Raw genomic sequence first — 18,811 nt, 5'->3', positions numbered from 1 at the left:
ATGAGTACCTATACGAGAGACCAGAGCTCGGCAGGCATGGCGCCACGCAGGCGCCGGGCGCCTGCCGCTCCCCCACCCAAGAAGAAGCCCCGCTGGGGGATTCGCATTATGGTGGCGCTGCTTATCCTAATGCTGGCTGCTGCTGGGTATTTGGGGTATTTGGTCTACCAGACCAAGGGCGCGCTGAAGGCCATCGGCGATGAGACCGTTACGGAGGTCGCGCCGGAGGAGTCAGTAAGTGTCAAGCCGACGACAATCCTGATTCTGGGGTTGGACGCCAGAGCCCAAGGTGGCGGACTCAATACCGACGTCATCAAGGTGGCTGCACTTAACCCGAACAGCAAGACTTCGACGATTGTTTCTATTCCCCGTGACACCAGGATTGAACTGGACGGGTACAAGAGCAATAAAGCCAATGCTTATTATGCTAGATTTTTCAGTCAAGCACGTGAAAATGGCATGAGTGCAGATGAAGCCCGTGCCGAAGCGAGACGAGAGACAAAATTGCTGTTCAGTCGATATTTCGATGTGCCGATTGACTACACGGTGGTCATTAATTTTGACGGTTTCACTGATGTTGTGAATGCGCTCGGCGGCATCGATGTTGATGTAGACATGGATATGCGCTACGTCGATAATGCGGACGGCACCAACATCAATCTGACGGCCGGTATGCAGCGTCTGGACGGCAAGAATGCGCTGGACTATGTTCGGTACCGCAAGTCTAACGATGGGACAAGGGAGTCCAATGACGTCGAGCGCAATGCTCGCCAGACTCAGGTCATCGGTGCCATCGCCGACCGGATGATGTCGTTCAGCGGCGTCACCAAACTGGGCAGCGTCATTGAGGCTGTAGGCGATAACATCAAATCGGATATGCATTGGAAGGAAATTGAGAACCTGGGCACAACTTATTTCTCCATCAGCAGCTCCGGTATTGAATCCATCGGCTTGGAAGGCACATGGCGGTCGCCTTACATTCATGTGACGAATGAAGAAGTGAGTGCCGCAAGCGCCGCACTTCAGGCGAAATTGGCAGAGTGACGATTGGAGAAGCTATTGGCATATGCTATAATGGAGCTATGAACGGCAACTACCATGGAGTGCGCGGGGAGGCCAAGGGATGTCCAAAACGATGACCGCATTGAATGATGAATTGTTCACGCATTTGCAACAGCAATCTTTCGTCCTGCTTCATACAACGGATGCCGAGCTTGGACGCCCCACGTCCAGCGCAATTTCCTGGATCTATGCACCAACTCGCGACAAACTGCGCTTTGCGATCGACACTCGGTCCAGCCTGTCCGAGAACCTGGAGGCCAATCCGCATGTTTGCGTGACTGTTTTTGCTTCCGGTGGGGTGTATACTGTACATGGCCGAGCCGTACGGGTAGTACCTGTGCTCGAAGATGTGCCGTTTGAGGTATCATGCTTCGACATCGAGATCGACTCCTGGCGAAATGCGATGTATGCCGGTTCTCGTCTCGCTGCCGCTCCAGTGTCCGAGAAAACCTATGATCAGCGTGCCGCTGACAAGCTCGACGGACAAGTATTTGATGCGATGAGAAAAGCCTAGTGGCTATGCCACTAGGCTTTTGCTGATTTTTGGGGACTGTTGGGTTGACGTGTCAGCGATTGTCGGGTGAGGCAGCGCCATTCGGATTGATGCCGGAATTTGTCTCATTCCTATCCTCTTGAATGTCGTCTTGAGGAACCACATCCATCGGCAGCTGTGGAATAATGCGACCGATTATATCGGCCAGTTCTTCGACGAAGCCCGCAACCGGCCGGCCGCCGCGGATATCGTCTCCCATCTCGCGTAGACGTTCGGTCATGTCGAGATCAGCAGTAACAATCGCATTGGCACCATCGGGGTCTTTGCGCAGCGCCTCGGCCACCGAGTACTTGATGGTTCCTACACGTGAGCGTTCCATATCGGCGTCCACGTTAATTCCGACGACCGCTGTGTTCCCTAACAGTACACAATGAGCGGATTGTACCCCCGGAACATTGGCAGCAAGGTTTTCCAAATGTTCAACAAGTTCCCCGGATTGATCATATCCGCTGTTTTCGGGCATACTCTGCTGTACACGAACCTGCGGATTATTCTCAGGAGAGGGTGATGTTTCATTTGTAGTCGCGCATCCTGCGGTCAGAACTATACTCAGGATCGACAGAAATAGGAGCAGCTGTCTCATCTCACATTCAACCTTTCTACCTGCATGTGTTGGCAATTCCCATGCCTAGTCTGTCCGCAATGGATGGAAGCTATGTACGAGAGAGCCGGATATGGCCTGGGCCGCCCCGCTCAACTACCTACGCCAGGAGGGTTACACGATGAAAAAAATATTCGTGCTCGATACCAATGTGCTTCTGCATGATCCCCAAGCCATCTATGCTTTTGAAGATAATGAGGTGGTCATCCCGGCCGTGGTCCTAGAAGAGATTGATTCCAAGAAGCGTTTGGCTGATGAATTGGGGCGCAATGCCCGGTCGGTCTCACGGTTATTGGACGGTTTGCGGGAGCAGGGTCATCTTCATGAGGGAATCGTGCTAGAGAGGGGGGGAGTGCTCAAGGTTGAGCTGAATCATCGCAGCTTCGTGCGGGTGCAAGAAATGTTCGGGGACATGTCCAATGACAACCGGATTCTGGCGGTGGCCCTTAATTACTCGCTGGAAGAACAAGAGAAGGAAACGCCAAGGCAGGTCGTGATTGTCAGCAAGGATGTGCTCGTGCGGATCAAGGCGGATGTGCTCGGTCTTGAAGCACAGGACTACCTGTCTGATCAGACAGTGGAAGCATCGGATATTTACAGCGGCAACTTGACCATCCACGTCCATCCGGCGGTTATAGATGAGTTTTATTCTTATCGCTTCCTATCGGTCAAATCGTTGTCCATCAAAACCAAGCTGCACCCCAATGAGTTTGTTATTTTGCGGGATGAAATGGGAACCTCCAAGTCTGCGCTGCTTAAAGTATCTCAAGACGGGAGCAAGCTGGAGCCGCTCTTCTTGAGCAATGATCCCGTATGGGGCATTACGGCGCGCAATGCCCAGCAGCGGATGGCGCTGGAATTGCTGCTCAATGATGACATTCCACTCGTTACCTTAAGCGGCAAGGCCGGTACAGGCAAAACCCTGCTTGCGCTGGCCGCCGGACTGCTCAAGGTTGAAGACGAGCACAAATATAAGAAGCTTTTAATCGCCAGGCCTGTGGTCCCTATGGGGAAAGATATCGGTTATTTGCCCGGTGAGAAGGATGAAAAGCTGAGACCGTGGATGCAGCCCATTTATGACAATCTGGAATACCTCTTTGACACCAAAAAAGCTGGCGATATTGATAAGATCCTGATGGGTCTGGGAAGTATTCAAGTGGAAGCCTTGACGTACATCAGAGGCCGGTCCATTCCAGGACAGTTCATCATCATCGATGAAGCGCAGAACTTGTCCAAGCATGAAGTGAAAACGATCGTTTCTCGTGTAGGGGAAGGAAGTAAAATCATTCTGATGGGAGATCCCGAGCAAATCGACCATCCGTACCTGGATGCAGTAAGCAATGGATTGACGTACATTATGGAACGCTTCAAGCAGGAAGGGCTGAGTGGCCATATCACGCTGGAAAAAGGGGAGCGCTCAAGACTGGCTCAGCTCGCAACAGACTTGCTCTAATCGGTAAAGGGAATGGGCAGGAGCGTCGCAGGAGGCGCTCCTGAGCTCGTTCTCGTAATGAAGCAAGACAAACGTGTGCATTCTTGTTATGATAAGGAGAGAAAGGTAAACAAGTGAAGGGAGCCATCCCGATGTCTCGCCGTCGATATACCATGCTTCTACTTGGATTGGTCTTCTTGCTGATCATATTCATCCCCCTGCTTATGCTGCCTGGATCGTTGCATCAAGATGCTGAAGGTAAGGATTGGAGCTGGGAGCCCGATCCGGATACGGAGGAAGAACTGGTTCTTAAAACCCTTAATGTAACCGTTTCCATAAATGAGAACGAGCTCGCAGCTCTTCAGGAGGTGAGCGAGCGGTTTGCCGCCCGGTTTCCAGGTGTTGAAGTGAACTTTCGCAATTTGCCATACATAGAGTTTTACGATCAGTTGAAACAAGAAGCCGTGCTTGGCGAGCTGCCGGATATCATGCTCCTGGACAATTCCTGGGTGCAAGAATTTGCTGCGCGCGGATACCTGGACCCCTTGGATGATCTGTATACTGCTGAATCCTTGGCTGATCATCCGGTATCTCTATTGCAGCCAGTCAAGTGGAATGGGTATATGTGGGGGATGCCGCTTTATGCTGACCCTTACGTTACCGTGTGGAGTCGGCTCTTGCTGGCGCAGGGCGGGCTGCAGGAGCCGCCGGATGGATGGGAGCAGCTCATTGCACTGACGGAGGTGCTGCAGCTAGAAGAGGCTGCTGAAGGGGCTATCCGGCCTTGGTTGGCAGGTGATAATGACAGCAAGGTCTGGTTGGCATGGCTTGCGGCTCTGGTGCATGATAGCAGCAATGAAGAGATAGCGGCGCCGTCAAATTTACCTGAGACCTTGTGGCAGTTCCTTTACGGCTCCAACGCACAGGGACGATTTAGGCTGACTGACAACGCGGATTTGCACGATATCGCAACCGATTTGCATCAGGGGAATCTCTTATCGTCTGTCATGCGCTGGTCGGAGTATGTTGAAATCTCCAGAGAAGCAGGCGGCACCTCATGGATGCTCTCGTTGCAAGAAGAGCGTCTATTCGGTGCGGAAGGCAGCAGTTATGTGGTCTCGGACAGGACAAACGACAAGGAGCTAGCGCATGCCTGGGTGGCTGCAGCAGCCTCTCCCGAGGTGCAGCAAGCTGCTTGGAGCAACAGAGGAACACTGCCTGCCCGCAGCTCGCTGAATGCAACTGAAGTGAATAAGGGTTCAATCCTTCCATCATGGCTGCCGAATGCCTTATCCCATCCATCCGTATGGACGCCTGGTCCGCTATCTCATATAGAGTTGGATGACATTCACGCCCTATGGCTGCAATGGGACTCCGGTGCAGAGATCGAGGAGGAGTACCGCGCCTCACTGGAGGCCATATTGCTGCCGGAGCGCAGACTCCCATAGCGAATGTATTTGATTATAGAGACAACCCCAGCTTGACTGTTAGATAGCCGTCGCGGACCGAGACAGATTTGGCTTCGACGAGCGACACGATCATCTGAGGATAAAATCCCAGGTCAAACTCCTCTTCCAAGGCTCGCATGGTGGTGTCAGGCAAAGATAACCCGTTGAAGACCAGATTGTCCACATGGAAGAGGATAGCGTTGCGCGGCTCCTTCTCCAGTGTATAATGACCACTTATGGAAACCTGCATGCCCTCACGTTGACCCTCGACAATGACTTGGTCATCTTTAAATGAAAACGCAAAATTGTTGAATAACTTATTTTGTTCCCGCAAAAAAGTATTCAGTGCCTCCTCCGGAAGTTCAATCGTATACTCCAAACCCCGCAAGGTCATGTACTGCGTATTCTCTTGCAACCACCCGGGCAGCTCGCCCATGGCACCTGCAAGTGCACGGAAATATTGCTTGACTTCATAGATGCCGACGCTCTCCCAAAAGCTGGCGATTTCATCCATCATCAGCTTGATTCGGTCACTATCGCTGCGCGTGCTCATTTCGCTGTCAATCTCCCGTTGGAGCAGGACAAGCCGCGCCCGTTGCAACTGCAGATTGCGGTTAATTTCATCCAGCTGTTGCTGTTCCGCATGCAGCCGCTCCCGCCCTGAAGCCAGTTCAGTCTGTTGAAGCAGCAGGGTATCCAAGGTGTGCTTGTCCCGGGCCATAATATAATCATAGTAGTCCAGCACAGCAAATAAATCTTTGAAGCTGTTAAATGAAAAAATAGACATCAGCAGAGATTGCTTCTCTCCGGTATAATAGGCGCGCAGCACCTTGCCGGCTTCTTCGCGCTGCATTTCAACTTCGTTTTCCTTATCAGACATGTCCAACGTCATCGCATCGATCGTGTCTTGCAAGGCCACACGCTGCTGGGCAACCCGTTCGATTTCTTTGTCGATCTCGATGACGGATAGGCTTTTTTCCAGGAGTTGGCGCGTTTCTTCCTCGGTAGGTTGAGCCAGAGAGGCGGGAGAGGGGAGCAGCCCCAGCAGCAACAGGCCGACGGCTGCCCACAGAACGGGTCTGCGTTTTATGGTCACTGACGGCTTCGCCTCCTTATGTATTTAAATATGATTTAGCCGTAGATTCTGGTTTTGAAACCTGTCCCTCACACCAATATATGCGTGAGACAACAGATCATGCGACAAAGAAAAACAGCCGGACGCTTGTCCCGGCTGTTCGTCGTTGCTAGTCGTTTTTCTTTCTCTACCGTTCGTTATTAGAAAGGCAAGCCCATCTCGAAAACGGACCAGTATGTGAATCCCACAAATGCAACGACCATGTATCCCCAGAACATCATTATGTATGTTCTCTCGGAGAAATTGAGGTAACCCAACAGGACGAACACTGCGGTCTGGGCAAAGAACAAAATCGCCATTTCATACATATGACCAGCATATGCCATGAGCCCGATAACGAGCGTCCAGAAGCCTAGTACCCGAAACATACGTGCCATACTTCCATCCCCCTTCCGTCAGTCGCATCCCAATACTATTCAACATTATACCTTGGGCCCTTCTTACTGTAAACCTGAATCCGTGACGAAATGGCAAACTTTCTGCCGCATTTGCACGAGGTCAAAGGGTCCGATGCCAGTTGATTTTGAACATAGTATGTTCAGATTACCTGCCAGTCATGTATGAGTGGTTGTGAAAATGGATATACATTTTAGTATCCGATAGATTCTATGAACTCTACCAAGGGCATAAAGATAAATGGAGCGCCCTTTATGTTAGGAGGTTTTGGGAAGCATGACAGCAGTAAGACAAGATGCGTGGAGTGCGGATGACGACTTGATGCTGGCAGAGGTGACTTTGCGGCACATTCGGGAGGGTAGTACCCAATTGGCAGCCTTTGAGGAGGTTGGCGAACGGATCGGCCGCACATCGGCGGCATGCGGGTTCCGCTGGAACAGCTGTGTGCGCAAGCGCCATGAAGAAGGAATCCAACTTGCCAAGCAGCAGCGGCAAAAACGGAATTATCTGAGAAAACAAAGTTTTGCAAGTGTACCGCAGGTATCGGCGGTAGCGACAGCCGAGACGGGGGAAGAGGCCGGCAAGTCCGGCGTGGAAGAGTTATCCGTCGAAGCGATTATCCGATTCTTGAGAAGCTGGCGGGGCCATTATCAAGAGTTAAACCGGCATATCAAAACGCTGGAGAAGGATCTAAAAGAAAAAGATGAAGAGATTTTCGAGCTTAGAGTGAAAAACGAGAAGCTCTCGCGCGAGGTCAATAATGCGCAAACGGATTATCGGGCCGTCAATGATGATTACAAAACGTTGATTCAGATCATGGACAGGGCCCGGAAGCTTGCGACACTGAGTGAAGAGGAAGAATTAAAGCCACGCTTCAAAATGGATGCCAACGGCAACCTGGAACGAATCGAATAGAGGTCACCGCACAACCGCCTTGTCATGCGAAGGATGAACATCCGCGCATGCGAGACGGTTGTTTTGGTCTTAACGGGCCTCTGGCATTTTGATAAGATGTAGAAAATAGATGCCGTAGGGGGACCAGGTTATGAGATGGCTGATTATCGGAGGCGGAGCGATCGGATTATTATATGCCGCGAGATTGGCTAGTGGAGATCAGTCTGTGTGCGTAGGTACGAGAACAACTGAGCAGGCAGCGCTGCTGAGCCGCGAAGGCATCGGGCTTATAACCGACGCAGGGGAAGCGCGGCTGCCGGTTAAGGCCTACGCCATGGAGCCAGACTCCATAGGATCGTTGCGGAATTACAGACCGGAAGTCGTCATGCTGACGGTGAAGCAATATCAGATTACAGAAGACTTGATCGAGCAGGTAGGGAGAGTATTGCCAGAGCAAACGCCCGTCTATTGTCTGCAGAACGGAATAGGTCATCTCACCCGGCTTCAGGCTTGTTGGCCGCGCCTGCAGGTACTGGCCGCCAGCACCACTGAGGCTGCGCTCCGGAGCAGTCCGAGCAGCGTGCGTTATACCGGAGCTGGCGAACTCTGGTTAGAAGAAGGAACTCCCAGTGGCAGCAGGGAGACTAATCATCAAAAAATGTTACTCGCTGCAATGAAAAAGGCAGGAATTACCGTCTTTTTGTCGAATCAAATGGAGGATCGCATGTATCGGAAACTACTGCTAAACTGTGTGATTAATCCTTTGACAGCGCTCTACGGCGTAAAGAACGGAGAGCTGCCAGCAGATGAAGCGCGTCTGGCCCATATGAAGGCCATTCATGAGGAGACAGCTGCGATTCTTCACGCAGCGGGACTGGAGCTGTCTGGCGATGAGTGGAATCATGTCTTGGAATTGTGCCGCCTTACGGCAAAGAACGAATCCTCCATGCTTCGGGATATCCGGGCAGGGCGTCCGACAGAGCTGGCCTGGATCAATGGGGGTGTCGTTGCATTGGCTAACCGGCTTGGACTTGCTGCGCCATGCAATGAGGAGGTTGTGGAACGGATAACGTTATTGGATGCAAACAGGTGAGAGAGGGGTCGAAGCCGCGTGCAGGTGTTGTGGGAGAGCGCCAAGCAAGTTTACGCTTTTCTTGCCGTTATACCCGTTGTGCCGTTTATCTTGATCTATCTGGGCTACAGTGCTTATTTCGGGGACCGTAAGAAAGCCTTCCGCTTGGCTATGGATATTACGACAGCACTTCTGATCGGCTGTGTCACGGTTTTGTTCAATCGAATCTTCGGCAGCAGCTTCGGATTTTACGGCATCTTGCTGTTGTTATTAATCGGTGCGGGGTTGCTGGGCAACCTGCAATATCGGACCAAAGGACGAATCGATACCAAACGGATCTTTAGAGCCGTTTGGCGGATCAGTTTTTTTGTAATGTCGATGCTGTATGTCGTACTGATGGTGCTCGGCATGGGACAGACCTTTTTGCTGGCCAGTTAAACCAGTCCTTTAATGGAGCAGCTTTTCTTTCCGGAGAAAAGCTGCTTTTAACCTATTCGCACGTGAAGAGCTATTTCACCTTTTGACGGGTTCAATCAGGTTGTGTACAATCAAAACTAGAAGTGCAAATGTACAGGAGGTTAGGGGAGTGCCATGAAGACGCAAGTACTGGAGAGGTCGCCCGGCTCGACCTTGACCGACGCGTACGTGCATCGTACAGACTCAAGGATTGAGGGATTATTCCCCTATCATCCGCAGGATGAGCGGGACTGGGAGCGCAGGGCTTCGTATCTCGATAGCCGAGCCTCTGAGCGGGTGGATGCTATAGCTCTGGCAGCTGTGCTGGAGAATTATAATCGCCGTAACGGCGCTTCTGCACAGACAATGGAAGCGATAAGCCGTGTGGCTGATGGTGCACTTGTTATTGTAGGCGGTCAGCAGGCAGGACTATGGGGCGGGCCACTCATGATTCTCCACAAGGCCGTAACCGTAATCAACGCTGCGCGTGATGCTCAGCAGAGATTAAGAAGGCCGGTGGTTCCGGTTTTTTGGATTGCAGGCGAGGATCACGATTGGGAAGAAGCCTGCCACACGTATTTGCCTGGTGAGGGAGGGCTTCAGAAGCTGGCAATCGCGCGTCCCGCCGGGCCCAGAACCTCGGTGAGCCGTACTCCAGTTGAACAGGCGATTTGGACGGAGCAGTTGGGTGCATTAGCTACCTTGCTTCCGGACACCTTACATAAGCCTGGGCTAATACGGCAGCTGGAGGCAATGGCAGCACGCAGTGTCACCTTGTCCGAGTTGCTCGCATCGGTACTCAGCTGGCTGTTTGCTAATGAAGGACTTGTGCTGCTGGATGCGGACGATCCAGAGCTGCGCCGTCTGGAATCGCCCATGCTGCAGCGGATGCTGGTGGATAACCGGCAGCTGGAAGAGTCGTTCCGCTCCGTCTCTGACGATGTGGAAGCTTGGGGATATAAGCTTCAAGCAGAAGCAGAGACCGATAGCGCCAACCTGTTTTATTATAGGAAGGATGTTCGCGCTCCGGGAGCCGGGGAGCGAACCAAGCTCTATCGGACAGAACAGGGCTTCGCTGACCGTCGTGGGCTGATCCGGTTATCGACAGCGGAAGCCATTGCTGCGGCTGCAGCCGAGCCAGAGCAGTTCAGCAATAATGTCTTGAGCCGCCCAATGATGCAGGATTATGTGCTCCCGGTGCTGGCGACTGTGCTTGGTCCCGGAGAGATAGGCTATTGGGGCATCACCGGTCGCGCATTTCAAGTCATGGGCATGGAGATGCCAATCGTCGTACCGCGCATGTCCTTTACGCTGATTGACGAGACAACGGCCAAGCATATGGAGAAGTATGCGCTCACCATCGAAGATGTGATGTTCCGGTTTGAGGAATTCCGGGATACGTGGTTAGCGGCGCAAGATAGAGATCAACTGGGGAATCAGTTTGATGTGGCAGAACAGCAAATGCTGGCGCTCTACGATCCGCTACTGAAGGATGTTGCAGCTCGGATGCCTGGTTTGGCAGCACTCACGGCCAAAAACCGGGAGCTGTTCTCCGCCCACATTGCATTCATGCGACGCCGGGTAGACGATGAGTTGAAGCGGAAGCATGAGGTTTCGTTAAATCAGCTCGAGCGGATCCGGCTGATGCTCTATCCTGGAGGCATCCCGCAGGAGCGTGTCCTGAATTTCACCCTGTATTGGAACAAATACGGCGGAGATTGGCTCCAACAGCTGCTGCGGATACCGTTTGATCCGAGTGGCAAACACCGCTTAGTGTATTTATAGAATAGTTATAAGCATAGCGTATTAACTAACTGTATTAGGCTGCCCTAGAAACGGCCGGAGAGGCACGGAATTGAATCTGGTCAACGCTTTCTGAAAGAAAGCGACTTCGGGAGCATATGCTGCGAAGCGTTCGCCTTTGTCCCCGGATTTCAACCGCTAGAGCGGTTAACAATCAAGAAATCTGGGGACAACAGCGATCGTAAGATCGATCCGTGACTGTAGGCTTGCTTTTAAAAGGCAGCCTAGTGAACCTATATATAATGGAGGAATTATCATTATGAGTGTTAAAGAAAATAGTATCGTCCGCGATCTGTCGCTGGCTCCTGAAGGACATTTGAAAATCGACTGGGTACAGGCGCATATGCCCGTGCTAAACCGGATTCGCGAACAGTTTGAGCGTGAGCAGCCATTCAAAGGTTTGAAGGTTGCCATCTCCTTGCATTTGGAAGCAAAAACGGCTTACCTGGCCAAAGTAATTAAAGCTGGCGGCGCAGAAGTAGCCATCACAGGCAGCAATCCGCTGTCTACGCAAGACGATGTATGTGCGGCGCTGGTGGAAGACGGAATCACTGTATTCGCCAAGTACAATCCTGACCCGGTTGAATATAAAGAGTTGATGGTGAAAGCTCTGGAGACAGGTCCTGACCTCATCATCGACGACGGGGGAGACCTCGTCACGATCCTGCACTCTGAGCGTCCGGATCTGCTCTCCAAGGTGCGCGGAGGAGCGGAGGAAACTACGACTGGCATCCTGCGTCTGAAGGCAATGGAGAAGGAAGGCGAGTTGAAGTTCCCGGTTGTGGCCGTTAACGATGCATTCTGCAAATACCTGTTCGACAACCGTTATGGTACTGGACAATCGGTATGGGATGGAATTAATCGCACCACGAACCTGGTCGTTGCCGGCAAGACGGTCGTTGTGGTCGGGTATGGCTGGTGTGGTAAAGGCGTAGCCATGCGTGCCAAAGGTCTCGGAGCAAACGTCATCGTGACCGAGATTGATGCCATTAAGGCAGTTGAAGCTTACATGGACGGTTTTGCCGTTATGCCAATGCTCGAAGCAGCCAAACAAGGTGATTTTTTCGTCACCGTCACCGGCAACCGCGATGTCATCCGTGGCGAGCATTACGAGGTCATGAAGGACGGAGCCATTCTCTCCAATGCCGGACACTTTGACGTCGAGGTCAATAAGCCGGAGTTGGATGCACTGAGTACGGGTAAGCGCACGGTGCGACGCAACATTGAAGAGTATCAGTTGAAGGACGGACGCAGCATTTACCTGCTGGCCGAAGGGCGTCTGGTCAACCTGGCTGCAGGTGATGGCCATCCAGCAGAGATTATGGATATGACCTTTGCTCTGCAGGCGATGTCGCTCAAGTACGTGAATGAACAATATGAATCGATTGGCAGCAAGGTTCTCAATGTCCCTTATGAGCTCGATGAGCAGGTGGCTCGTTATAAGCTGGAGTCGCTTGGAACGGGTATTGATCAGCTGAGCGAAGAACAGCGGTCGTACCTGGACAGCTGGACAGAACATTGATTTTTTAAGAATTTACGCATCTCTCCTCTCGGAGAGGTGCTTTTTTTTTAGCAAAATTTTAGAATCGGGGCTTCAGGATTAGAAATCATTCATCCCATTAATAAATCGTTATTTTAAAGGAGATTGAAGAAGGAGTTTAAGCGTGCGTGGCGAATATTTTCAAAAGTGGTGGTGCAAAGTGGGGGAAAGTGGTGTAAAAGGGTAGAGAGGTGGGACGGCCGTATGTTTATGGGAGAGCATCAGCATAGCATCGACGATAAAGGCCGGATCATCATCCCCGCCAAGTTCCGTGAGGAGCTCGGACCCCAGTTTGTAGTTACCCGCGGTTTAGACAACTGTTTGTTCGTCTACCCCGATAGTGAATGGAAGATTCTCGAACAGAAGCTGAAAAGCTTGCCCCTCATGAAATCAGATGCGCGTGCTTTCACCCGTTTTTTCTTCTCCGGTGCAACCGAATGCGAGTTGGACAAGCAGGGAAGAGTAAACGTACCCGCCAATCTGCGAGATTATGCCAAGCTCGACAAAGAATGTATCGTCCTGGGTGTTACCAACCGGGTCGAGATCTGGAGCAAGGCTATCTGGGAGGGTTATTTCCAGCAATCCGAAGAAACGTTTAATGAGATTGCAGAGAAGCTGGTCGACCTTGATTTCAATTTTTGATCCCATCACGAGAAACATAGCATCGAACCCAGGAGGATAACGCGTGTTTGATCACATTACCGTACTCAAAGAAGAAGCGGTTGACGGCTTGGACATCAAGGCGGACGGCATCTACGTGGACTGCACGCTGGGCGGGGCCGGCCACAGCGAGCTAATCGCTTCACGGCTCGGCCCAGACGGCTTGTTGATTGCGCTGGATCAGGATGATTGGGCCCTGGACAATGCGCGCAATCGGCTGGCACCTTACATAAACCAAGTTAGGTTGGTCCGCAGCAATTTTAGGTATTTGGAGGAAGTCCTCCGCGAGCAAGGTGTGCCACAGACGGATGGCGTGCCGCAAGTCGATGGGATTTTGTTCGATCTGGGGGTGTCAAGCCCTCAATTGGACGAGGCTGAGCGTGGGTTCAGCTACAATCATGATGCCCCGCTCGATATGCGAATGGATCAGCAGAGTGATCTGACTGCCCATGAGATCGTCAATACATGGGATGAACGAGAAATCTCACGGATTCTGAGCACGTATGGAGAAGAACGGTTCGCCCGTCAGATCGCTCGTCAGATCGGTAAAGCAAGAGCAGTGCAGCCGATTGCAACAACAGGCGAGCTAGTCGAGTTAATCAAGCAAGGGATTCCTGCTGCTACCCGCAGAAGTGGACCGCATCCAGCCAAAAGATCATTCCAGGCGCTGCGCATTGCAGTCAATGATGAGCTGGGAGCTGAAGAACAAGCATTGCTCCAATCCGTGCGCTGTCTTGCACCTGGTGGACGAGTCTCGGTCATTACCTTCCACTCGTTGGAGGACCGGATCTGCAAGCAGACCTTTGCGCAATATTTGCGAAAGTGCACGTGCCCGCCGGATTTTCCGATGTGCGTATGTGGCAATGAAGGGGTTCTGAAGCTGGTTAATCGCAAGCCCATTGTACCCGGAGAGACAGAGCTTGAGCACAATCCGCGCTCTCGTTCAGCCAAGCTGCGCGTCGCGGAGAAATTATAGAAAGAACCGGAGGGAGAAGCATACATGGCCTATATGCACGGCAATTTGGCGCTTCAGCCGAAGAAGCGTCCCGAAGAAGAGCAGCAGCATTCGTACAGAGAGAAGAAACACGTAGTCGTTCGCCGCAAGTCGTTGCCGGTACAGGAGAAACTCCTTTATTTGGTCACGGTCCTTGTATGTGTTATCGTGTCGTGCGTGATTATTTTTCGGTATGCTGAGGTCTATCAGACCAATCTGCAAGTACAAGAGATGACTAGTCAATATGAGACACTAAACGTCGAGATCAAGGAGATGCAGCGCAAGGTGGAGCAGCTCAGCTCGCCCGATCTGATTCGTGAGAAAGCCATGGCGCAAGGCATGGTCCAGTCGGATCACCGGATTTCGCTGCAGGTTGGCGAAACCAGAAGCCAGATGGCTCTTAAGGATTAGGGGGTTAAGACCATGACGAGACGGATAAAACTTCGCGCACTACTGGTCGGAGGGCTCATAACCCTCCTTTTTGTTGTCCTGATGGGCCGAGTCTACTTCGTGCAGGTCGTACATGGAGATCACTATCTTTCGTTGGCCAAAAATATCTGGTCGGCTTCCAAACAGATCAATCCTGTCAGAGGTACGATTACCGACCGCAACGGCAATATTCTGGCCATGGACGCGGCGGCCTATACGGTGGCTGTCAATCCAGAGGTTATCAATAAGCTGAAATTGGAAGATCGTATTGTTGATCGGCTGCATGAGTTGTTGGGCACGAAACGAGAGCAGCTCCAAAAAGATGTAACAGCTAAACGAGAGAACGGTGATTTTCTGGTTAATCGCGAAGTTCGCAACGGCGGATGGAAAATTGACAAGGATCTAGCGGATCAAGTCAGTGAATTCCGCAACGAATTGCGCAAAGAGTTGGATCGCGACGATGTCGGAATCTATTTGATGGATGACCAGAAGCGCTATTACCCGCGCTTTAGTATGGCCTCCCATCTGCTAGGGTATATCGAGAAGAACGAAGGCAAGGCGGTATATGGTCTGGAGCAGTATTATGATGAGATGCTGCGGGGGACGCAGGGCTCTCTCAAATACGAGAAAGACGGCAAGCGGGTACAGCTGGTGGACGGCGAAGTAGAATATACGCCAGCTCATGATGGGAATAATTTGACGTTGACAATTGATACCGAAATACAGTCCTATATAGAGGCGGCTATTAAGGCGGCAAGCAAGGAATATAATCCAAAAAGCATCACCGCAATTGCTGCGGATCCTAATACGATGGAGATTCTCGGGCTGGGCAGTTATCCCAACTATGATCCTAATGAATACTGGGAAACAACCGACCAGGGGGATTTCTATAATCACAGTGTGAGACAGTTGTTCGAGCCAGGCTCGACCTTCAAGATTGTTACGCTGGCAGCTGCTGTAGAAGAAGGAAAGTTCGATCCCAACGCTACGTACATGTCCGGCTCCATTATGGTCGGCAATACACGTCTTCGTGATCACAAGCGAGAAGGCTGGGGACAGATTTCTTACCTTGATGGACTAAAGCATTCCAGTAACGTGGCCTTCGTCAAGATGGGCGCAGAGGGTCTTGGTGCAGAAAAACTGAATAATTATATTTCGGCTTTTGGCTTCGGCAAACCAACGGGAATTGATCTGCCTGGCGAGGTTGCCGGTCAAGTGAATTTCAACTGGAATCGACCGGTAGAGGTTGCGACCGTTACTTACGGACAAGGGGTACTGCAGGTCACTCCGATTCAACAGCTTGCAGCAGTTGCCGCGGTTGCTAATGGCGGTAATCTGATGCAGCCGCATCTGGTTAAACGAATTGAAGATCCGACGACAGGCGCTGTTACCGTGGTTGAACCCAAGCTGGAGCGGCAGGTCATTTCGGAAGAAACCTCACGCAAGGTCGGCGAATATCTTGAGCAGGTCGTATCGGATGAGAAAATCGGAACGGGCCATAATGCCTATATTGATGGTTATCGGATTGCCGGCAAGACCGGTACGGCTCAAAAAGCGGCCGGACCCGGACAAAAAGGCTATTCAGCTAATAAGTATCTGGTTTCATTTATCGGTTATGCGCCAGTCGAGGACCCCAAAATTGTCGTCTACGTCGTCGTGGATGAGCCTCAAGAAATCGATGGGAGATCAGTTGGCGGCGGTTCGGTCGCGGCTCCGATCTTCCGCGAGATTGTGGAAAAAAGCCTACTGCATATGGGCGTAGCCCCCACCACAGTGGATGCACAGGTGAAAGAGATCAATGGCCTGCAGACCAAGATCGTTGATGTTCCGGACCTGGAGGAGCTGCAAATCCCGCAGGCGCAAACTGAGCTGCAGGCGCGTGGACTAAACTATGAGCTGCTGGGCAGCGGCACGACGGTCATCAAGCAAATTCCAAAAGCGGGAAGTTCGGTACCCTCCTCGCAGCGCATCTATTTATTAACGGAGGAACGGAGCCAGCTCACCGTGCCCAATATGAGAGGCTTGTCTTTGCGGGACGCGCTTGAGGTATGCTCCCTGCTCGACATGCGGTGTATCTCTGAAGGAGAAGGCTATGTGACGTCACAAATGCAAGCCAAGCTTGACGGCGAAGACGTAATCAAGCTGGTGCTGCAGCCGCCAGGAGAGCCGGAAGATGACGGCGAGACTGTCGTCGAGGGCGAAGAGGCGTCTGAGGAGACAACGGACACAGGCGAAGAATCAACGGACACGACTGACGCTGACAACGATGAATCAGAGGAAGCTCCAGCGGACGAGCGTTAACAGCTTGTTCTATCACCGTTCCCCCGCGAATAGGCTGAAACAAGAAGGCTGCCCCGGCAACAACGCGGCCAACTCTGCCATTCGGGGGGATACGCGTGAAAATATCGAATGTTACGGTAAGACGAAGACTCTTTGTCGTATTGATTCTGGCCATCACCGGATTTGCCGCTCTTGGCGTACGGTTGGCATATGTCCAGCTTGTTCAAGGAAATGAGTTGGCTGATCGGGCGGAGGATTCTTGGCGCCGCGAAATTCCGTTTTCAGCGAAGCGGGGAGAAATCCTCGACCGTAATGGGACGAAACTGGCTTATAATGTAAGCTCACCAACCGTCATGGCGATTCCGGCTCAGATAAAGGATGCGCCGCATACGGCGCAGCAACTGGCCTTGCATATGGACATGAGTGCGGAACAGATCGAGAACCTGATCACAAAGCGTGAGCGGATTGTGAAGCTGCAGCCCGGCGGGCGTAAAATTACGCCTGAGAAGGCTCAAGAGATCCGCAGCCTGTTGCTTCCGGGGATCGTGGTCGCCGAAGACAACAAGCGCTACTATCCGTTTGGTACGCTGGCAGCCCATGTACTGGGCTTCACAGGTATCGACAATCAGGGACTGACTGGCGTGGAGCTGACGTATGACCAGCGGTTGAACGGCATTAACGGCAGCATTTCGTTCCTATCCGATGCAGCTGGTCGGCTGATGCCAGGTGCGTCCGACACGTTCAACCAGCCTCGTGACGGCCTGAATCTGCAGTTAACGATTGATAAGCAGATTCAGACCATTATGGAGCGTGAGCTGGAGCAAACCATGCTGTCATTGCAGCCTGACAGTATCATGGCCATTGCCATGGACCCATCAACTGGCGAAATTCTCGGCATGGCAAGCCATCCTACCTATCAGCCGGACTTATATCGGGAGGTTCCTAGCGAAGTATATAATCGGAACTTGCCCATTTGGATGACTTATGAGCCCGGTTCGACCTTCAAGATCATTACTCTCTCAGCTGCTTTGGAAGAGAAGAAGGTCGACTTGCACAAGGAGCATTTTTTTGATCCCGGCGCGATTGAAGTCGGCGGTGCCCGGCTTCGTTGCTGGAAGCGGGGCGGCCATGGCTCACAGACCTTCTTGGAGGTTGTCGAGAACTCCTGTAACCCCGGGTTTGTCACCTTGGGTCAGCGACTAGGCAAGGAGAAGCTCTTTCAATACATCAAGGACTTCGGATTCGGCACAAAAACGGGGATCGATATGGGCGGCGAAGAAAACGGCATTATGTTCAAGCTTGATCGTGTCGGTCCCGTTGAGCTGGCTACAACAGCCTTCGGGCAAGGCGTATCGGTCACACCGATCCAGCAGATTACTGCAATCTCGGCAGCGATCAACGGCGGTACACTCTACAAACCACACGTGGCCAAGGGCTGGATTGATCCCGTATCCGGCATGATGGTGGAGGAGATTGAGCCCGAGCCTGTGCGCCGGGTGATCTCGGAGGAAACCTCCAAGCAAGTGCGCGAGGCGCTGGAGAGTGTCGTTGCCAAGGGGACCGGGGGCAATGCTTTTATTGACGGATACCGGGTAGGTGGCAAAACGGGCACCGCGCAGAAAGTGATCAACGGTCGCTACTCGCCCAATGAACACATCGTCTCGTTCATCGGGTTTGCACCGGCAGATGACCCGAAGATCGTCGTCTATGTTGCAGTCGACAATCCGCAGGGGATTCAGTTCGGCGGTGTCGTGGCCGCTCCAATTGTCCGGAACATTATGGCTGATTCGCTAGTGCATATGGGGGTAGAACCGCGCAAGGAGCAGATCAGCAAGGAATATAAATATGGCGAGACGCCGATTGTTCAAGTTCCTAACCTGGTAGGCCGTACGGTGTCAGAGCTGTATGAAGATTTAAACATGAATTTTAACCTGGCTACGGCCGGCACTGGCAATGTTGTGATTCGTCAGGCGCCAGCGGCAGGCAGCCGGGTGGATAAAGGCTCGACCATCCGGGTCTACCTGGGCAAGGAAGAGCATCATGACCATAATTAATG

Annotated in this window: 17 protein-coding genes; 14 read left to right on the top strand and 3 right to left on the bottom strand. The window is 52.2% G+C overall.

Features of this window, described 5'->3' with window-relative positions:
- Together F556_RS0103965 and F556_RS0103960 are read left to right on the top strand one after the other, a co-directional pair.
- Complete coding sequence (locus tag F556_RS0103965) at positions 1 to 1,044, top strand: LCP family protein (protein WP_040715505.1); 1,044 nt, start codon at positions 1 to 3, stop codon at positions 1,042 to 1,044.
- A 79-nt stretch (positions 1,045 to 1,123) separates the two neighbouring features.
- A complete protein-coding gene (locus F556_RS0103960) occupies positions 1,124 to 1,576 on the top strand; it encodes a pyridoxamine 5'-phosphate oxidase family protein (protein ID WP_020615602.1) in 453 nt (150 codons plus the stop codon).
- Between the two features lie 52 nt (positions 1,577 to 1,628).
- Here F556_RS0103960 and F556_RS0103955 read toward each other — a convergent pair whose 3' ends face one another.
- Positions 1,629 to 2,198 (bottom strand): YhcN/YlaJ family sporulation lipoprotein, encoded by a 570-nt coding sequence (locus F556_RS0103955; protein ID WP_020615601.1) that lies wholly within the window; start codon positions 2,196 to 2,198, stop codon positions 1,629 to 1,631.
- Positions 2,199 to 2,337: 139 nt separating this feature from the next.
- Here F556_RS0103955 and F556_RS0103950 point away from each other — a divergent pair, with 139 nt between their 5' ends.
- The gene (locus tag F556_RS0103950; protein WP_020615600.1) at positions 2,338 to 3,669 is read left to right on the top strand and encodes a PhoH family protein; all 1,332 of its coding nucleotides are present in this window, start codon (positions 2,338 to 2,340) and stop codon (positions 3,667 to 3,669) included.
- A 131-nt stretch (positions 3,670 to 3,800) separates the two neighbouring features.
- On the top strand, positions 3,801 to 5,096 hold the full coding sequence (locus tag F556_RS0103945; protein WP_020615599.1) for an ABC transporter substrate-binding protein: 1,296 nt from the start codon (positions 3,801 to 3,803) through the stop codon (positions 5,094 to 5,096).
- Between the two features lie 13 nt (positions 5,097 to 5,109).
- Here the strand turns inward: F556_RS0103945 and F556_RS0103940 are convergent, their stop codons facing one another.
- Both F556_RS0103940 and F556_RS0103935 read right to left on the bottom strand, forming a co-directional pair.
- Positions 5,110 to 6,192, bottom strand: a complete 1,083-nt coding sequence (locus F556_RS0103940; protein WP_020615598.1) for a hypothetical protein — start codon at positions 6,190 to 6,192, stop codon at positions 5,110 to 5,112.
- Between the two features lie 179 nt (positions 6,193 to 6,371).
- The gene (locus F556_RS0103935; RefSeq protein WP_020615597.1) at positions 6,372 to 6,608 is read right to left on the bottom strand and encodes a DUF2626 domain-containing protein; all 237 of its coding nucleotides are present in this window, start codon (positions 6,606 to 6,608) and stop codon (positions 6,372 to 6,374) included.
- A 295-nt stretch (positions 6,609 to 6,903) separates the two neighbouring features.
- Between F556_RS0103935 and F556_RS0103930 the strand changes: the two genes are divergently transcribed.
- The 10 genes from F556_RS0103930 (at position 6,904) to F556_RS0103885 (ending at position 18,809) form a co-directional block, all read left to right on the top strand.
- Positions 6,904 to 7,542, top strand: coding sequence for an RsfA family transcriptional regulator (locus F556_RS0103930; protein WP_020615596.1), 639 nt, complete (start codon positions 6,904 to 6,906; stop codon positions 7,540 to 7,542).
- A gap of 130 nt (positions 7,543 to 7,672) precedes the next feature.
- On the top strand, positions 7,673 to 8,614 hold the full coding sequence (locus F556_RS33180; protein WP_020615595.1) for a ketopantoate reductase family protein: 942 nt from the start codon (positions 7,673 to 7,675) through the stop codon (positions 8,612 to 8,614).
- Positions 8,615 to 8,632: 18 nt separating this feature from the next.
- Positions 8,633 to 9,031, top strand: coding sequence for a DUF3397 domain-containing protein (locus F556_RS0103920; protein ID WP_020615594.1), 399 nt, complete (start codon positions 8,633 to 8,635; stop codon positions 9,029 to 9,031).
- Between the two features lie 153 nt (positions 9,032 to 9,184).
- On the top strand, positions 9,185 to 10,834 hold the full coding sequence (gene bshC / locus F556_RS0103915) for a bacillithiol biosynthesis cysteine-adding enzyme BshC (protein ID WP_020615593.1): 1,650 nt from the start codon (positions 9,185 to 9,187) through the stop codon (positions 10,832 to 10,834).
- A gap of 277 nt (positions 10,835 to 11,111) precedes the next feature.
- Positions 11,112 to 12,374, top strand: coding sequence for an adenosylhomocysteinase (locus tag F556_RS0103910; RefSeq protein ID WP_020615592.1), 1,263 nt, complete (start codon positions 11,112 to 11,114; stop codon positions 12,372 to 12,374).
- 222 nt (positions 12,375 to 12,596) lie between these two features.
- Positions 12,597 to 13,034 carry a division/cell wall cluster transcriptional repressor MraZ gene (mraZ, locus tag F556_RS0103905; protein ID WP_020615591.1) on the top strand — a complete coding sequence of 146 codons (438 nt, stop codon included), beginning with the start codon at positions 12,597 to 12,599 and terminating at the stop codon, positions 13,032 to 13,034.
- Positions 13,035 to 13,077: 43 nt separating this feature from the next.
- Positions 13,078 to 14,028, top strand: a complete 951-nt coding sequence (rsmH, locus tag F556_RS0103900; protein WP_020615590.1) for a 16S rRNA (cytosine(1402)-N(4))-methyltransferase RsmH — start codon at positions 13,078 to 13,080, stop codon at positions 14,026 to 14,028.
- 24 nt (positions 14,029 to 14,052) lie between these two features.
- Positions 14,053 to 14,457: a cell division protein FtsL gene (gene ftsL2, locus F556_RS0103895; RefSeq protein ID WP_020615589.1), complete on the top strand. Its 405-nt coding sequence runs from the start codon at positions 14,053 to 14,055 to the stop codon at positions 14,455 to 14,457.
- Between the two features lie 12 nt (positions 14,458 to 14,469).
- Positions 14,470 to 16,776 carry a penicillin-binding transpeptidase domain-containing protein gene (locus tag F556_RS0103890; protein ID WP_040715503.1) on the top strand — a complete coding sequence of 769 codons (2,307 nt, stop codon included), beginning with the start codon at positions 14,470 to 14,472 and terminating at the stop codon, positions 16,774 to 16,776.
- 95 nt (positions 16,777 to 16,871) lie between these two features.
- On the top strand, positions 16,872 to 18,809 hold the full coding sequence (locus F556_RS0103885) for a stage V sporulation protein D (RefSeq protein WP_020615587.1): 1,938 nt from the start codon (positions 16,872 to 16,874) through the stop codon (positions 18,807 to 18,809).
- Positions 18,810 to 18,811: the final 2 nt, after the last annotated feature.

Source organism: Paenibacillus daejeonensis DSM 15491 (genome assembly GCF_000378385.1).
GTDB classification, from domain to species: Bacteria; Bacillota; Bacilli; order Paenibacillales; family Paenibacillaceae; genus Paenibacillus_D; species Paenibacillus_D daejeonensis.
The sequence above is the reverse complement of the archived record's forward strand: the minus strand, read 5'-3'. Positions and strand labels throughout refer to the sequence as shown.

Coding starts and splice junctions, on each gene's coding strand:
- F556_RS0103965 (WP_040715505.1), top strand. CDS start 1: ATGAGTACCTATACGAGAGACCAGAGCTCGGCAGGCATGGCGCCACGC.
- F556_RS0103960 (WP_020615602.1), top strand. CDS start 1,124: ATGTCCAAAACGATGACCGCATTGAATGATGAATTGTTCACGCATTTG.
- F556_RS0103955 (WP_020615601.1), bottom strand. CDS start 2,198: ATGAGACAGCTGCTCCTATTTCTGTCGATCCTGAGTATAGTTCTGACC.
- F556_RS0103950 (WP_020615600.1), top strand. CDS start 2,338: ATGAAAAAAATATTCGTGCTCGATACCAATGTGCTTCTGCATGATCCC.
- F556_RS0103945 (WP_020615599.1), top strand. CDS start 3,801: ATGTCTCGCCGTCGATATACCATGCTTCTACTTGGATTGGTCTTCTTG.
- F556_RS0103935 (WP_020615597.1), bottom strand. CDS start 6,608: ATGGCACGTATGTTTCGGGTACTAGGCTTCTGGACGCTCGTTATCGGG.
- F556_RS0103930 (WP_020615596.1), top strand. CDS start 6,904: ATGACAGCAGTAAGACAAGATGCGTGGAGTGCGGATGACGACTTGATG.
- F556_RS33180 (WP_020615595.1), top strand. CDS start 7,673: ATGAGATGGCTGATTATCGGAGGCGGAGCGATCGGATTATTATATGCC.
- bshC (WP_020615593.1), top strand. CDS start 9,185: ATGAAGACGCAAGTACTGGAGAGGTCGCCCGGCTCGACCTTGACCGAC.
- F556_RS0103910 (WP_020615592.1), top strand. CDS start 11,112: ATGAGTGTTAAAGAAAATAGTATCGTCCGCGATCTGTCGCTGGCTCCT.
- mraZ (WP_020615591.1), top strand. CDS start 12,597: ATGTTTATGGGAGAGCATCAGCATAGCATCGACGATAAAGGCCGGATC.
- ftsL2 (WP_020615589.1), top strand. CDS start 14,053: ATGGCCTATATGCACGGCAATTTGGCGCTTCAGCCGAAGAAGCGTCCC.
- F556_RS0103890 (WP_040715503.1), top strand. CDS start 14,470: ATGACGAGACGGATAAAACTTCGCGCACTACTGGTCGGAGGGCTCATA.